This window comes from Psychrosphaera ytuae (genome assembly GCF_017638545.1).
Classification (GTDB): domain Bacteria; phylum Pseudomonadota; class Gammaproteobacteria; order Enterobacterales; family Alteromonadaceae; genus Psychrosphaera; species Psychrosphaera ytuae.
This window is the reverse complement of the sequence record NZ_CP072110.1, coordinates 74,123-90,092: the sequence shown is the minus strand read 5'-3', so window position 1 is coordinate 90,092 and position 15,970 is coordinate 74,123. Positions and strand designations below refer to the sequence as shown.

The window sequence follows — 15,970 nt, the reverse complement described above, 5'->3', positions numbered from 1 at the left end:
AAAAATCAAGCAACCAATACATGATGCAGGCCTCTTTATACTCACGACAGCTCGAGCTCGATACAACTCAGTTCGACGCGTTGTTACAACATTTACAACACCAACCTGATTTTATTTATTTGGACTCTGCCAGCCTTGGCCATGAGAATAATAACTTTTCGGTTTGTGTTTGGAATGCTAGTGCCTTTTTTACAACGTTTGGCACTCAGACTCATTGTCATTATCGAAATAAAGCACAAACCTTTGTTGATGAGTCAGATCCGATGACGCTCATTCAAGCTGCTCTCAGCCAGCTTTTGCCTAGCGATTTAACAGAAGATCAACACACTTTGCCTTTTTCGGGTGGTGCTGTGGGGTATTGGGGCTACGAACTTGGCGGTCGGTTTGAGCGCTTACCTGTAGCCAAAACCACTGAATTAAAGCTCCCTGACATGGCCGTTGGCATTTACGATCAAGGACTTGTTGTTGAACATACGGAGCACGGTGATAAATACCACTTTTTTTGTTTTGGTTCTGAAGCGCACACAAAGCAGCAAGAAACTGAGCTGTTGGAGGTGTTAGCCAATACCACCTCCATACAGCAATCTGAATTTTGGTTGACGTCAGAATGGCGAGCCAACATGACCAAACAACAGTACGCTGAAAAATTTGCTCGAGTACAAGAATATCTGCGCTCTGGAGATTGTTATCAAATTAATTTGGCACAGCGATTTGATGCCGATTATCAAGGCTGTGAATGGACGGCATATCAAGCGTTGCGCCGTTCAAACAAAGCGCCTTTTTCTAGCTTTATCCGTTTAGAACAAGGTGCTGTTTTGAGTGTTTCACCTGAGCGTTTTATTCAAGTTAAAGATAATCAAATCGAAACCAAGCCAATAAAAGGTACCCGTCCACGAAGTGCTGATCCTAGCCTTGACCAAGAAAGTGCTAATGACCTTGCTCATGCCGAAAAAGACCGAGCCGAAAACTTAATGATTGTCGATCTGCTTCGCAATGATTTGAGCAAAGTGGCAATTCCCGGTTCGGTGAATGTACCTAAGTTGTTTGCTATCGAAAGCTTTCCGGCAGTCCATCATTTGGTCAGTACCATTACTGCGACATTAAAACCAGGTGCTCTGTCGATTGATTTGTTACGCGGTGCTTTTCCTGGTGGTTCGATTACAGGTGCGCCAAAAATTAGAGCAATGGAAATTATCCATGAGCTCGAGCCCCATCCGCGTAATGTGTATTGCGGTGCAATTGGCTATATCAGACCAAATGGCGATATGGATACTAATATTACTATTCGGACCTTGGCCTGCCATAACCAAAAAATTTATTGCTGGGCCGGCGGTGGTCTGGTTGCTGACTCACAATGTGAATCCGAATACCAAGAAACACTTGATAAAGTCCACAAAATTTTGCCAGTATTGAGCCAACTCAAACCATTGAGTCAGTCAACTTAAACGATTTTATTTAGGCGTTATATGAGTCCCGAGGAATTTGCCAGTCGATTGATGCTTCGACCATTTCAAGATGAATGGGAGCCTGACTATGGCCGATTTGGACCTTCAGGTAACGCCCGTCATGCAGCGGTATTAATTCCTGTTATTCCGCGTGACGCTGGTTTACACATCCTGTTAACCAAACGTTCTGCGCATTTACGCAGTCATCCAGGCCAAATAAGCTTTCCCGGAGGAAAACACGATGAAACGGACAAAACGCTTTTGGATACAGCCCTAAGAGAATCAGAAGAAGAAATAGGCTTAGATACACGTCTAGTCAAACCCCTTGGTTGGTTACCTCAATTTCATACCATTAGTCATTTTACTATGTCGCCTCTGGTCGCTCTCGTCGACGGCGAGCAACAATTTATTGCGAACGACGGTGAAGTAGATGAGATTTTTGAGGTTCCATTAGACTATTTACTCCAAAAAAAGCATCAATTTTTCTTAACCCCAAAGTGGCAAGGTAAACCCTCTAAAGTACACTTCATAAAGTACCAAGACAAAGTAATATGGGGCGCGACGGCCGCAATATTGCAAAAACTCATTCGTCATATCAAATAAGTTTTTCTCATGGTAACTAGGGTGTGAAACCCTTCAATCTGAGTTACAATCTACCTATTATTTCTCAAAGTAGAAAACGATTTATGTTAAGTGTTTTTGATATGTTTAGTATCGGCATTGGGCCGAGTAGTTCACACACAGTTGGACCGATGCGTGCCGCGCGTCAGTTTGGTTTATTGCTTGAAGAGCAAGGCCTGTTTGATGACACAGATTATATTCAAACTGAATTATTTGGTTCGTTAGGACAGACTGGCGTAGGCCATGGTTCAGGTAAAGCGGTAATTTTGGGTCTATTAGGCGATGAGCCAGAAAATATTGATCCTGATACAGTAGCCGGCAAATTAGCTCAAATAGAAAAAACGGAATTTCTTTGCCTGTTGGGCAAAAAAGACATTCGTTTCCCTAATAAAAATGCCATTGTGTTTCATCGTCGCAAAACCCTACCGTTACACTCAAACGGAATGACACTTAGTGCATACAAAGGCGAAACTTTGTTGTTTAGTCAAACCTATTACTCAATTGGTGGCGGCTTTATTGTCAAACACGAAGAATTTGAAATGCAAAAAGAAACGGCAGCTCCGCAAGCGGATGATGCCAACGTGCCATATCCTTTTTCTACTGGTCAAGAGCTGTTAGACATGTGTCAACGTGATGGCTTGAGTATTCCTGCGCTGATGATGGCCAACGAAAAAGTTTGGTTAGATGAAAAAACCGTTCGTTCACAGCTTGTTCAATTATGGCGTGTGATGGAAGCGTGTATTGAACGTGGCATTCGCACCGAAGGTATTTTGCCAGGTGGTTTAAAAGTGCGTCGTCGTGCATCCAGTTTGTATCGCAAGTTGTCCTGTGAACAGTCTAGTGATCCACTGACTGTCATGGATTGGGTTAATTTGTTTGCCCTTGCTGTTAACGAAGAAAACGCCGATGGAGGCCGAGTCGTCACTGCTCCGACTAACGGTGCTGCTGGCATTATTCCGGCTGTTGCAATGTATTACCATAAGTTTGTCCGTGAGTTAGATGAACAGGCGATTGTAAGATACTTACTTACAGCCGGTGCTATCGGCATACTTTACAAAAAGAACGCGTCGATTTCTGGTGCAGAAGTGGGTTGCCAAGGTGAAGTCGGTGTAGCCTGCTCCATGGCCGCGGCTGGATTGGCTGAATTACAGGGCGGCAGCGTCGAACAAGTTGAGTGTGCGGCTGAAATCGGAATGGAACACAACTTAGGTTTAACTTGTGATCCTGTTGGTGGTTTGGTACAAGTACCCTGCATCGAACGAAATGCGATGGGCTCAGTAAAAGCAATTAATGCAGCCCGTCTTGCATTGCGCAGCAGTGGTGGCCAAAAAGTATCCCTCGATAAAGTAATTAAAACAATGTGGGATACCGGTAATGACATGAAGTCAAAATACAAAGAGACAGCCCGTGGTGGTCTCGCAGTAAACATCACTGAGTGTTAACTTGGAATTTTGATTGAATGAGTCTCAAAGAACAGTTTCCTTTTTTTCAACATAACCCCAGCACCGTTTATTTAGATAGTGCAGCAACAACACAAAAGCCCAAGTCGGTCATTGACGCCATTGACCGATTTTATCAGGCCGATAATGTAAATGTTCACCGAGGCTCTTATCGAGCAGCTAAACAAGCGACTAATGATTACGAACAAAGCCGTATAGACGTAGCAAAACACATCAATGCGTACACGCCTTCTGACATAGTTTGGACTAAAGGCACGACCGATAGTATAAACACGGTTGCCATGAGTTGGGCTCAACATCAACTCAATACTGGTGATCGCATCGTATTACTTGCCTCTGAGCACCACGCAAATTTTGTCCCTTGGCAACAGCTTGCATTAAACAAAGGCTTAGAAATAGACTTTATCGAACTGACCGAAGATGGTGTCATTGATTTAGCTCAGTACGCCGAAGTCATGAAGCAACAGCCTAAGTTTGTCGCCATGCAACACGTTTCTAACGCGCTTGGTAACATTCATCCCATTGAGCAAATGACCAAAATGGCAAAGGCCGTGGGAGCAACGGTACTCATTGATGGGGCGCAAGCAATCGCTCACATCGAGGTTGATGTTCAAGCGTTAAACTGTGATTTTTATGCTTTTTCTGGTCACAAAATGTTTGGACCAACAGGAATTGGTGTTTTGTATATTGCACCCTTTATCAAATCGCAGATCAGACCGGTACAATTGGGTGGAGAAATGATCCGTCGTGTCAGCCGACAAGAAACCACATTTCGACCACTACCAGCCCTTTTAGAAACTGGCACACCAAATATTGCCGGAGTTATAGCCCTAAAAGCGGCAATTAATTTTATTGAATCTGAAAAGTATCACGCCCAGCACGAACGTATTCAGTCCTTATATCACGGCTTAGTTGCGCAACTAGAGATCATTGATGGTATCAAAATATATGGCGACCCTATCAACAATGTTGGTGTTGTATCGTTTACCTATGCCGATGAATCAGTATCTGACCTAGGTGCCCTCCTCGACCAGCAAGGCATAGCTGTTCGTGTCGGTCACCACTGTGCAATGCCGTTAATGGATGCCCTTGGAATAAACGGCACAGTTCGCGTTTCTTTGGCGGCGTATAACGATCAAGAAGACGTTGACCGATTTATCTCTGCCCTAAACCATTCTATTGAAATATTGGATATCTAAGCCATGAACCACGTTGCACCAGCCGAGTTACAACAATCTGTCGTTATTTTTGCCGACGAATTGGGTCTGACAGCCGACGATATTGTTAACCAATTAAGTGCTGAGCAAGGATGGCAAAATAAATACCGACGTATCATGTTACTCGGTAAAACTCTGCCAGTTTTGGATGACAGTTTTAAAAACGATTTATATCAAGTACAAGGTTGTGAGAGCCAGGTTTGGCTGACACACTCTTGGCAAGGTGATCGATTAAAACTAGCAGCAAGCTCTGACGCCAAAATCGTCAAAGGCCTTATCGCTATTGTACTTGCCGCATACAACAATAAAACCCGTAACGAAGTCGAGCAATTTAATGTAGATGAGTACTTAGACGGGTTAGGACTTATTGATCAACTAAGTCCTTCTAGAGGAAATGGCATTAAAGCGATCATTGAAGCCATCCGCGCCTTTTAAAGGCGCGCTTTATTTAATGGCTTTCGATCCACTCCCATTTGGGAATTAAATTAGCGACCAAACAAAGTTCCAATTGCTCGAGATACAGCTGTGCTTCGGTTAGGGTCACGCAAAAGGTTTAGCATTGTTTGACGAGTTTCAGGAATCGCCACCAAATCGGCAAAAATACCAGGGAAAAGCTGTTGGTTTGGATGTTGTGCCACTCTATCAAAAAACACATGCAGTAATTCTTGGTCATTTAAGTAAGACCAAAAACGCCCTGCAATAATCAAAAACAAACTCTCTTCATCAATATCATGACACGACAATAAATGCTTTAGCTGTTGTAATACAAGAGCCTTTGACTCACTACCGGCCATGCACCTTAACAAGTGGAACACCTGCTCGTGATCCGACGTCGAAATTGCGACCTTTTGTTGTTCAATTAACTTCTCTGTCAATGCGACACCAATGGTGTAGTGTTCAAGCGTCGCGCCTAAAACACTTAACGTTTGGACGGTTAGATCATCTAATGCTTTGATCAACGCAGTTTGATTGTCTTTTACGTCGATTCTTGAAGCAAAATCAGCGATACCCTGAACCGTCAGCTCTTGCCACTTATCTGTACCTAAATGGCCATTAAAATAGGCTTGAGCATGCTCGTAATACATAGATGCGGGTTGCTTTAACGCGACTTTTACACGGGCATTAAACGCAGCTTGGCGATTCTGATCAGGCGTAAAGCTGTAAGGATGATTGTTGAGTTTATCTGCTTGTTGTTCTGTATCGCCTGCTAACGCCCCGCCGAGCTCTTTTATAACCAATGAAATGTAATGGTCACGCTGTTGCAGCTTTAGCATGCCCAGCTCATCGACATCAAATTGTAAAAACCAGATAAATGGGTTTTTCATGCCGTCTGCTTTTGCTTGGTTTTGATCCCAAAATAACAGAGCAAATCGCGCTTTTTGCTGGATTGGATAAGGATATGGCTTGTCGTTGGCCTCTACCGCAGCAAACTCTTGTTTGCTTATTGATTGAATGCGACGCCCTAAATCAAACACACGCCATTGAGCATTTGCGTGCTCCATCAAATCTGCAAGTGTTGGGACTGGATTGTTGGGGGTAGCATTCGACATAGACATTCCTAACTAAAATTTTAATGGCCGAATTATAGGGGGTTCGGGACAGAAGTGGTATCCTTTACGCGTTTATTTTGTTGATTCTAACGAATCACTGTACAAGAAGTTTACAATGCGAAATCAAGTTTTTACCGAAGCTCCTCAACTTGACGTCCTTTATCAAGACGACGACTTAGTAGCGATTAACAAACCCTCAGGACTGCTAGTCCATCGCAGTGAAATTGATAAAAGAGAAACCCTGTTTGCAGTCCAACTCACTCGTGACCAAATTGGCCAGAGAGTGTTTCCTGTTCATCGCTTGGACCGCCCTACGTCGGGTGTATTATTGTTTGCGTTAAACAGTCAAGTTGCTCGCACTCTCAGTGATTATTTTATCAATAGTGAAATTCAAAAAACCTACCAAGCATTGGTCAGAGGTTACGGACCAGAATACTTGGATTTGGACTATCCATTGACACGAGAGCTCGACAAATTTGCAGATAAAGATGCCAATAGAGACTTAGGCCCGCAAGAAGCCCAAACCATCATGAAGTGCCTGCGTACCTATGAAATGCCTTTTAGCTGTGGACGCTTTGATACCACCCGTTACAGTCTAATGGAGCTGCAGCCTAAAACCGGACGCAAACATCAAATTAGAAGGCACTTAGCCCATATTCGTCATCCGATTATTGGTGACACTAAACACGGTGACGGTAAACAAAATAAACTCGCTCGTGAACAGCTTGGCCTAAACCGACTTGCCCTTCACGCGACAAAATTAGAATTTGTTCATCCTACTAATAAAAAGCCGATGGTCATCACAGCCCCAATAGACGAAACACTTGCTAATCCGTTGGCTTTGCTCAACAATTCAAATATACATAAAACCTTAACCAACCCTTAACCATCAAGGAAACGTAATGGCGCAAATCGCATTAATTATGGGTAGTGTTTATGGTGCGGCTCAAACGCTAGCAGACACGATTCAACAAGTTCTTCACGACAAAGGTCACACAACTATTTATAACGCATCAGCATTGGTTAGTGACGTTCATGATGTGGATGCTTGTCTTATTATCACATCAACAACGGGTCAAGGTGATCTACCCAGTAATTTAGAGGGTTTTTATTTTGGTGCCCGAGATACTATGCCGCTACAAAACCAAAAGCCATTTGGGGTTATTGCTTTAGGTGACTCAAGCTATCAAACATTCTGTGGTGCAGGTGAAAAAATGGAAGAGCTGTTTTACGAGTTACAAGGGATGGCCCCTGTTCCTATGTTAAAAATAGATGCTTGTGAAACATTAGAGCCAGAATCTCTAGCCTTACCTTGGCTTGAAAATTGGCTCGCGACGGTTAACCTCAAATAATCACATGTTTTAAGAATAACAAAGGGCCTAATGGATTAACCAATAGGCCCTTTTTTTATCTACTTAGGTATTATTTCTTCTTTGCTTTGGTGCTCGTTTTGCCTTTTCGCTTGTCATCCACGACCCATTTGTCGTCTTCGTACCAAGCACTCCAGCCCGTTGCCTTGCCTTGATCGTTTTCAGTCATAACATACTGCTGCTTAGTTTTACGACTGTATCTAACCTTCGCTTTGTTACCATCAGGATCTTCCGCTGGCGCTTCAGCTAAATAATAAAACTTAGAACTAATGCGGTCTTTAAAACGCGCTAACTCTTCAACAAATGGCGCTCTTGTTTCACGAGATTTAGGGAACGTCGACGCGGCCATGAAAATACCCGAAGCTCCATCACGAAGAACAAAGTAACCTTCTGATTTTTCACATGGCAACTCTGGTAAGTGAACTGGATCTTCCTTCGGTGGCGCGGCTTCGCCATTTTTCAACAGCTTACGAGTATTTTTACATTCTTCGTTGGTACAACCGAAGTATTTACCAAAGCGCCCTGATTTTAACTCCATGTCTGAACCACACTTATCACATTCGATAATTGGGCCATCGTAGCCTTTGAGCTTAAAGGCACCTTTTTCAACTACATACCCTTCACAAATAGGGTTGTTACCACAGATGTGAAGTTTGCGCCCCTCGTCAATTAGGTAGCTGTCCATTGCTGTTGAACAGATTGGACAACGTTTCATATGACGCAGTGCTTCTGTTTCTAGCTCTTCATCGGCAACATTTTCAGCTTCGTCGCCAGACGTCAAATTCATCGTATTGGTGCAACGCTCTTTAGGTGGCAAAGCATAGCCAGAACACCCTAAAAATACGCCCGTACTCGCAGTACGAATGTTCATGTTGCGGCCACACTTACCACACTCGATATCTGTCTCTACTGGCGAATTCTGACGCATGCCGCCTTCATCCGCTTCTTTTGAGGCGTCTTCAAGCTTGGCTTTAAAGTCTTTGTAAAACTCGTCAAGCAAGGCTTTCCACTCAAGATCACCGTCAGCGACTTCATCGAGTCGACCTTCCATGCGTGCAGTAAAATCGTAATTGAGTAAATCAGTAAAGTTTTCTACTAAGCGGTCGGTGACAATCTCACCCATTTTTTCTGCATAAAAACGGCGATTTTCCAAACGAACATAACCGCGGTCTTGAATCGTTCCGATAATCGATGCGTATGTAGATGGACGACCGATACCTCGTTTTTCAAGCTCTTTAACCAAACTTGCTTCTGAAAAACGAGCAACAGGCTTAGTAAAGTGCTGCTTTGGTTGAAGTTCTTCTAAGGATAGAGTTTCGCCTACTTTAACGTCAGGTAACACTTGGTTTTCGTCGTTGGCTTTTTTAACAGCCGGTTGAACACGAGTCCAACCATCAAAACGCAACACACGACCTTTCGCTTTAAGCTCAAACTCACCCGCTTTTACGGTTAAGTTTGTCACATCGTATTCTGCAGCTACCATTTGACAGGCAACAAACTGATTCCAAATGAGCTCGTAAAGACGAACGGCATCGCGATCCATACTCTCAAGTTGCTCAGCTTTAACGCCTACACTTGAAGGACGAATTGCTTCGTGAGCCTCTTGTGCTCCTTCTTTGGAACCATATAAATTTGGTTTTTCTGGAAGATACTTTTCACCAAATTCACTTTGAATATACATTCGACAAGCGCCTACAGCTTCACTACTCAAGTTAGTTGAGTCGGTACGCATGTAGGTAATATGACCCGCTTCATATAGACGCTGAGCCATCATCATGGTCTTTTTAACACCAAACCCTAAACGAGTACTAGCTGCCTGCTGTAAGGTAGACGTAATAAATGGTGCAGAAGGTTTGCTTTTGGACGGCTTGTCTTCGCGATTATCAACAGTAAAAGTTTGCGATTTAATGTGTGCTAAAACTTCATCCATCGCCGCCTTGTTTGTCGGCCTAAAAGTTTTACCTGACTGTTTCGCGACTTCTAGCAGTATTGATTCTTTATCTGCAGTTAGCGTGTCAGCATGTAAACGCCAGAACTCTTCAGGTACAAACGCTTTAATTTCACGCTCGCGCTCCACAACTAAACGTACGGCAACTGACTGAACACGACCTGCAGAAAGACCACGAGCGATTTTTTTCCACAACAGAGGTGAAACCATAAAACCAACCACTCGGTCGAGGAAACGACGCGCTTGCTGAGCGTTAACACGAGCTATATTAAGTTCGCTCGGTGCACTAAACGCCTGCTGAATGGCACTTTTTGTGATCTCGTTGAAGACTACTCGTTTAAACTTACTATCGTCACCACCAATGATTTCCCGCAGGTGCCAAGCAATGGCTTCCCCTTCGCGGTCCAAATCGGTTGCGAGATAAACTTGGTCGGCGTCTTTGGCAAGCTTTTTAAGGTCTGTAACTACTTTTTCTTTACCCGGCAGTATTTGATATTTTGCTGCCCAACCTTTTTCAGGGTTGATACCCATGCGGCCGATTAAGGCCTCTTTGTCTTTTTTCGCTTTTAATTTGGCTTTTTCTTCTGCTGATAAGCCTTTGGTTGAGGTGCGTTCTGCCGCTTTTTTAGGACCACCAGACGTCGGTAAGTCACGAATGTGACCAACACTGGATTTAACCACAAAATCCTTACCAAGGTATTTGTTGATGGTCTTTGCTTTTGCTGGTGACTCCACTATTACCAGAGATTTTCCCATAATTCCTCAATCACTTATAAAACTGAACCGCCGCCCTCATTATGAGCCACGTTTAGTGTCTTTGGTTTATTTGCGTACTTATACTAACTTATAAGATATATATGCGATTCTATTCGACTTCAAGCACTAATCGCTATCAATTTCTGTTAGAGATTTAGATTTTTGCGCTTAACTGCGTATAATATAAACGTTTTCTAGCCGCTACAACGCAGTGTTTATAGGCATTCCAGGGCATTGAGCTTATTTGGTCGCCGCGGCGCTAGAATTTTTTAAGGTGCGGAAATTACCAAACTGACAGATTTCGTCAACCGTGACCCACCTTTTTAAAAAAAATAAGAATTTTTTTTCTGAATAAAAATCCATTCAGAAAGTCATGTCGAGGAGTTGTCAATCAATGAAGTACTTTGAAGCAAATTTTGATGGTCTTGTAGGCCCTACACACAATTATGCTGGGTTATCTGTAGGTAATGTCGCATCATTATCAAACGCAAAAGACGTATCAAACCCAAAAGCAGCTGCACTACAGGGCTTACAAAAAATGAAAGCCCTTCACGACATGGGGTTGAAGCAAGGTGTACTTGCTCCGCAAGAGCGACCAGACCTTAATGCCTTGCGTCGTCTTGGCTTTTCTGGTTCTGACGCTAACATTCTCCAACAAGCAGCCAAACAAGCTCCGCAAGTATTGAGAGCCGTTTATTCTGCATCAAGCATGTGGACTGCTAATGCTGCAACTGTTTCGCCAAGCTCAGACACAGCGGACAAAAAAGTACATTTTACACCGGCAAACCTTACTAATAAGTTTCACCGTTCGTTAGAGCCTGAAACAAGTGGCCGTATTTTAAAAGCCATGTTTGCTAGCGAAGAGCACTTTGCACATCACAAACACCTACCAGATAATGATCACTTTGGTGACGAAGGTGCCGCTAACCACACCCGCTTTAGCGATGATTACGGTCGTGGTGGTGTCGAAATGTTTGTCTATGGCCGCTATGCGTTTGATGCCAACAAACCTGCGCCTGTTAAGTTTCCTGCTCGTCACACTTTTGAGGCATGTCAAGCCGTTGCTCGTTTACATCAACTTGATGACTCTGGCGTTGTATATGTACAACAAAACCCTGATGTTATTGACCAAGGTGTGTTCCACAACGACGTTATTGCGGTAGGCAACCAGAACGTATTGTTCTATCACGAACAAGCTTTCTTGAACACGGAAGAAAAATTAGCAGAGCTAAATGCTAAATACTCAGCAATGAACGACAAACAAATGCACTTTGTTAAAGTCGCTACAGACCAAGTGAGTGTGGATGAGGCGGTTAAAACTTATTTATTCAACACTCAGCTTGTCGATATTGGCAATAACGAAATGGCCATCATTGCTCCTATGGAATGTAAAGAAAGTGATTCTGTTTCTGCTTATCTAGAACAACTTGTTGCTCAAAACACACCTATTAAGAAGGTTCACTTTTTTGATGTTAAGCAAAGTATGCGTAATGGCGGCGGCCCTGCGTGCTTGCGTTTACGAGTAGCATTGAGCGAACAAGAGCTCGCCGCAACAAACCAACATGTCCTTATGTCTGATGAGTTATTTGGCACACTTAATAGCTGGGTTGAAAAACACTATCGTGACCAACTTTCTGAACAAGACTTACAAGACCCTCAATTAGTCTTAGAGTCGCGTACTGCATTAGATGAGTTAACACAGATCTTGAACCTTGGCTCGGTATACGACTTCCAGCGTTAACCCACATTGGTTTTCAAGATAATAAAAAACGCGCCTAGGCGCGTTTTTTGTTTTTAATGGATTGTGCTTAATTAAAATGAGGTCGCACAGTTACCGTCACTACCAAACAAGTTACTTGTTGGTGGGTTTTGCTCATCCGTTACGTCTTCTGCGGAAAACGGTAACATCAAAGGTACACTTCGTTGATATTCGGTGCCAGCCACTTTAGCTTTCACTACAAGGTTAACACCGACCCATGCACCGAAGCTTTCTGCATAGCGCAAGCCAACCGACGTTGTACCATTTTCATCCGTTAATAAGCTGCCAATAACAGACACAACATTACCAGGTTCTAACGAGCCATTGCGGTTGTAATCTTCGTTAATACCCTCTTGGTCAACAATACCGTCACCGTTGTAGTCATACTCAATCACATCTAGGTTTCCATCATTATCGATGTCCTCTAGGATATTGATCTCATTGGCTTCTAGGTTACCGTTGTTGTTTAAATCACGACCGTAGGTACCATCATCAACATCGTAAAATGCGAACGTATCTAAGTTACCATCTGCGTCTAAGTCTTCGTTTATTGTGTCTAAACGACCGTCTTGATCGACATCTTCATTAACGTCTAAATCACCGTCACCATCAAGATCTTCAGTTAAATCTAAGACGCCATCTCCGTCTACATCTTCGCCTGGATCTAATACGCCATTACAATTGCGGTCTTCACCGACGTCTAAGTTACCATCGTTGTTTAGATCCACGTTATTCGGGTCGTTAATGTCACAAGCACCTGCAACATACTCATAGAAGACATCTAAGCGACCGTCGCCATCAATATCTTCATTAACGTCTAAATTGCCGTCGTTATCCAGGTCTTCGTTAACATCAAGGTTGCCATCGAAGTCTAAGTCTTCGTTCACCAAGTCTAAACGGTTGTCGTTGTCTAGATCTTCGTTGTAAAGGTCTTGAACTCCATCGCCATCGACGTCTTCAATACGATCTAACACACCGTCTTCATCAATGTCTTCATTGCGGCATAGGCCAGTAATTCTCGGGTAATAAGAATCAAATTCACCGTCTTCATCTAAAAGTACATCCCAATCACCTTCAGCATAAACACTCGGGATTGCAGATACAGATAGCTGTACACCTTCAACTGGATTAGAGTCGGCATCCGTCACAATAATAGAAAAGCGTTTTTCGTATTCCTGGTCAGAGGCTTGGTCAATTGTATTACCCGTGCCCACTGCAATGAATAACTCTCTATCCGCCACGGTTAGTTTTACATTGTCAGATACACATCCGTCGGCGCCATTAGAACAACCAAACGTATCGTTTGAAGCGTCTTCATCACTAAAGTCTTCTCGGGTAATTTGACAAGAGCTCGTTGCACCCTCTTTATCAGTACAAGCAGCGATAGCAACGCCTTGAGCTGCAGACACTGTGTTTGATGTATAAACGGTCGTCGCTAAACCATTACTATCGGTCACATCCGTCGCAGGGAAAATCGAACCACCGCTGACATCAAACAGATTGAAGTTTACTGGACGGTTTTTAACTAGGTTACCGTCTTTGTCTCTAACAACGGCTGAAATCGTGGTCTTTTGACCATTTGGGCCAATCGAGAGCTGCGAGGCTTGAAGGTCAATTTGGTGTGCTGTTTCAGCAATGAATTCGAAATTCTTAGTCGCTGTTAAACCAGACGCACGTGCCGTCAAAATCGCCGGGCCCGCATTAGTAGAAACTAAGCGTACCGTAACTTGACCACTCGCATCCGTCGTAACAGAGCCGCTAATTGGATTGCCAAATAGATCTACGATTTGACCACGTGTTGACGAAAGTTGAACATCGCCACTAAAGCCTGCGCCATTCTTTTCCCAAGTTAGGGTGAATTCACCGCCAGCCTTAAGTGGTACTTCTTCTGTCGTTGTCGAAATTACGAAATTATCAGGCGAAACAGAAATTGGATAATCAATAGTTGCGCCTAACGCATAAGCAGACAAAGTATCAGAACCGCTGGTTGACGCCACATAAGTGAACTGAGCATTGCCAGTACCATCAGTAATAACATAAGGAGCAACATTACCAGTACCGTCATCTGTAGTTGGTAACGCACTGCCAGTCGTGGTTAAAAGGCTATTGCCACTGTCACTATTTAAGAAAATACGTCTCTGACCAATACCTTCTCCGTCTGAGTTCAATAGTGCAACACTCATTTCTGATGCGTCACCCGTAACAATAGAAGCATTACCGATAAGTTTTACACTAGTACCTGTAACTCGAATCACTACACTTGCTGATTGATCGTTTACAAACGCGTTAACCGTGACATCTCTAATTTCTGGGTTGTTTAGGGTATTTAGTTTCGCCGTTGCTGCACCACTGCTATTGGTTAATGTATCGATTACTTCGATACCACCAGATGATGCTTCAAAACTCACTCGAACATCAGGGAGTAAATTGTTTTTGTTGTCTTTTACCAAGGCGATTAAATCAATTTCGTCTGACGCAGACGAAGCCATTTGGAAGGAGTTGGCAAGTAACTCTATAGAGCCAATGTTAACTGCTGCTTCTTGGTTGCCGTCACCCAATGACTCTAGCGTTAATGTTTTGGTCGCACCGCCAAAAAAGGTTACCGACATTGTTCCGGCACCGCTCACGTCCGTTGCTAGGATATCAATAGCAGCAAAGCCCTGTTGATCAGTTGCATCAGTACCTAAGTCATTATCAATAGTAGCAAGGTCTTCATAACCAGGGTCTAATTGCAGTGACACTAGCTGCCCAGATACTGGCGCACCGTCACCATCCGTAACTCTCATTAGTACTGTGCCTGGGGTTGACGCAGAAATCGTAGTGATTGTTGAGCCAGAAATAGTCGAGTAGTCACTCTCTGGAGTGCTAGCAGGTATTAAATAAACTGAATAGGTGTTTTCACTGCTACCCTGCGCGACACGACCAGCAGACGCAATATTAATTGACAGGGAAGATTCGTCTTCTAAATTAACCGTAACTTTTGCGGCACCGCTGATGTCACCCACTTCAAGGTTTAACCAAGCAAATCCATTATTGTCCGTTAAATCTTTTCTATTTTGTTTATCTAGGCTCACATTGACTACTAGACCTTCGGCACTAGACAGGTCGAAATCAACTAATTGATTTACTGCGGGCAGACCATCATCACCAACAACTTTAACTAATAAAGTTGCAGGAGTTTCTTCCGAGATAACATCTAGAGTGCTACTGGTAATATTAGGATATTCACTTTGCGGAGTAGATGCCGGAATTAGATAAACCGCTGAAGATGACGCGGTCGTTAGCACCCCTTGTGAAATATAAGGTACGGTCAATGCGTTTAGACCTGATAGGTCGGTTGTTACTTCAATTTGACCTTCACCTGCCGTTTGACCACCGGTAAGTAGTACACTTGCTCGACCATTTGCATCTGTCGTTACAACAGTAGACGATAACGAGGCGTATTCTTCTGAACTATTTGTGAGTGTTATGGTTTGACCCGACTGGGCTTCACTATTGAGCTGTAGCTCAAGTTGTAGTGTAAGTGTGGTTCCTTCGGACAGGCGATTTGCCGTATTGCCGTCAGCATCCTGAAGTGATGCAGATAACGTGTACGTTCCTGAAGTTCCGTCTGTTCCATCTGTGTTATCGCCATCTGACAGTGCTCCATCACCTCCGCAGGCAACGATGAACAGCGACAATAAACCAACTATAAAGCTCTTATATGAGCCCTTTAAAGCCGTTGGTAACATGCAATATCTCCCTAATCTATTAATACTATTGCGGCATCATCTACGTCTAAGTTAATAAATATCAAATTATTACTCAATTGTTTTCTGTATTTAATTAGGAAAAATTTGTAACT

Annotated in this window: 11 protein-coding genes; 8 read left to right on the top strand and 3 right to left on the bottom strand. The window is 43.4% G+C overall.

Annotation, left to right across the window (positions count from 1 at the left end; all coding sequences use genetic code 11):
- The first annotated feature begins 20 nt into the window (after nucleotides 1-20).
- From pabB to J1N51_RS00405, 5 genes are all read left to right on the top strand, one after another.
- A complete protein-coding gene (pabB, locus tag J1N51_RS00425) occupies nucleotides 21-1,445 on the top strand; it encodes an aminodeoxychorismate synthase component I (protein WP_208832055.1) in 1,425 nt (474 codons plus the stop codon).
- A gap of 21 nt (nucleotides 1,446-1,466) precedes the next feature.
- Nucleotides 1,467-2,048, top strand: coding sequence for a CoA pyrophosphatase (locus tag J1N51_RS00420; protein WP_208832054.1), 582 nt, complete (start codon nucleotides 1,467-1,469; stop codon nucleotides 2,046-2,048).
- An 83-nt stretch (nucleotides 2,049-2,131) separates the two neighbouring features.
- Nucleotides 2,132-3,508 (top strand): L-serine ammonia-lyase, encoded by a 1,377-nt coding sequence (locus tag J1N51_RS00415; protein ID WP_208832053.1) that lies wholly within the window; start codon nucleotides 2,132-2,134, stop codon nucleotides 3,506-3,508.
- A gap of 17 nt (nucleotides 3,509-3,525) precedes the next feature.
- Nucleotides 3,526-4,725: a cysteine desulfurase gene (locus J1N51_RS00410; protein WP_208832052.1), complete on the top strand. Its 1,200-nt coding sequence runs from the start codon at nucleotides 3,526-3,528 to the stop codon at nucleotides 4,723-4,725.
- A gap of 3 nt (nucleotides 4,726-4,728) precedes the next feature.
- Complete coding sequence (locus J1N51_RS00405; RefSeq protein WP_208832051.1) at nucleotides 4,729-5,178, top strand: SufE family protein; 450 nt, start codon at nucleotides 4,729-4,731, stop codon at nucleotides 5,176-5,178.
- A 50-nt stretch (nucleotides 5,179-5,228) separates the two neighbouring features.
- Here the strand turns inward: J1N51_RS00405 and J1N51_RS00400 are convergent, their stop codons facing one another.
- Nucleotides 5,229-6,293: a DUF3549 family protein gene (locus J1N51_RS00400; RefSeq protein WP_208832050.1), complete on the bottom strand. Its 1,065-nt coding sequence runs from the start codon at nucleotides 6,291-6,293 to the stop codon at nucleotides 5,229-5,231.
- 115 nt (nucleotides 6,294-6,408) lie between these two features.
- Between J1N51_RS00400 and truC the strand changes: the two genes are divergently transcribed.
- A complete protein-coding gene (gene truC, locus J1N51_RS00395; protein WP_208832049.1) occupies nucleotides 6,409-7,179 on the top strand; it encodes a tRNA pseudouridine(65) synthase TruC in 771 nt (256 codons plus the stop codon).
- Nucleotides 7,180-7,195: 16 nt separating this feature from the next.
- Nucleotides 7,196-7,645, top strand: a complete 450-nt coding sequence (locus J1N51_RS00390) for a flavodoxin domain-containing protein (RefSeq protein WP_208832048.1) — start codon at nucleotides 7,196-7,198, stop codon at nucleotides 7,643-7,645.
- Nucleotides 7,646-7,715: 70 nt separating this feature from the next.
- Here the strand turns inward: J1N51_RS00390 and topA are convergent, their stop codons facing one another.
- Nucleotides 7,716-10,367, bottom strand: a complete 2,652-nt coding sequence (gene topA / locus J1N51_RS00385; RefSeq protein WP_208832047.1) for a type I DNA topoisomerase — start codon at nucleotides 10,365-10,367, stop codon at nucleotides 7,716-7,718.
- A gap of 394 nt (nucleotides 10,368-10,761) precedes the next feature.
- Here topA and astB point away from each other — a divergent pair, with 394 nt between their 5' ends.
- Nucleotides 10,762-12,108, top strand: a complete 1,347-nt coding sequence (gene astB, locus J1N51_RS00380; protein WP_208832046.1) for an N-succinylarginine dihydrolase — start codon at nucleotides 10,762-10,764, stop codon at nucleotides 12,106-12,108.
- A 71-nt stretch (nucleotides 12,109-12,179) separates the two neighbouring features.
- Here the strand turns inward: astB and J1N51_RS00375 are convergent, their stop codons facing one another.
- Complete coding sequence (locus J1N51_RS00375) at nucleotides 12,180-15,857, bottom strand: Ig-like domain-containing protein (RefSeq protein ID WP_208832045.1); 3,678 nt, start codon at nucleotides 15,855-15,857, stop codon at nucleotides 12,180-12,182.
- Nucleotides 15,858-15,970 lie beyond the last annotated feature (113 nt).

Coding starts and splice junctions, on each gene's coding strand:
- pabB (WP_208832055.1), top strand. CDS start 21: ATGATGCAGGCCTCTTTATACTCACGACAGCTCGAGCTCGATACAACT.
- J1N51_RS00420 (WP_208832054.1), top strand. CDS start 1,467: ATGAGTCCCGAGGAATTTGCCAGTCGATTGATGCTTCGACCATTTCAA.
- J1N51_RS00415 (WP_208832053.1), top strand. CDS start 2,132: ATGTTAAGTGTTTTTGATATGTTTAGTATCGGCATTGGGCCGAGTAGT.
- J1N51_RS00410 (WP_208832052.1), top strand. CDS start 3,526: ATGAGTCTCAAAGAACAGTTTCCTTTTTTTCAACATAACCCCAGCACC.
- J1N51_RS00405 (WP_208832051.1), top strand. CDS start 4,729: ATGAACCACGTTGCACCAGCCGAGTTACAACAATCTGTCGTTATTTTT.
- J1N51_RS00400 (WP_208832050.1), bottom strand. CDS start 6,293: ATGTCGAATGCTACCCCCAACAATCCAGTCCCAACACTTGCAGATTTG.
- truC (WP_208832049.1), top strand. CDS start 6,409: ATGCGAAATCAAGTTTTTACCGAAGCTCCTCAACTTGACGTCCTTTAT.
- J1N51_RS00390 (WP_208832048.1), top strand. CDS start 7,196: ATGGCGCAAATCGCATTAATTATGGGTAGTGTTTATGGTGCGGCTCAA.
- topA (WP_208832047.1), bottom strand. CDS start 10,367: ATGGGAAAATCTCTGGTAATAGTGGAGTCACCAGCAAAAGCAAAGACC.
- astB (WP_208832046.1), top strand. CDS start 10,762: ATGAAGTACTTTGAAGCAAATTTTGATGGTCTTGTAGGCCCTACACAC.
- J1N51_RS00375 (WP_208832045.1), bottom strand. CDS start 15,857: ATGTTACCAACGGCTTTAAAGGGCTCATATAAGAGCTTTATAGTTGGT.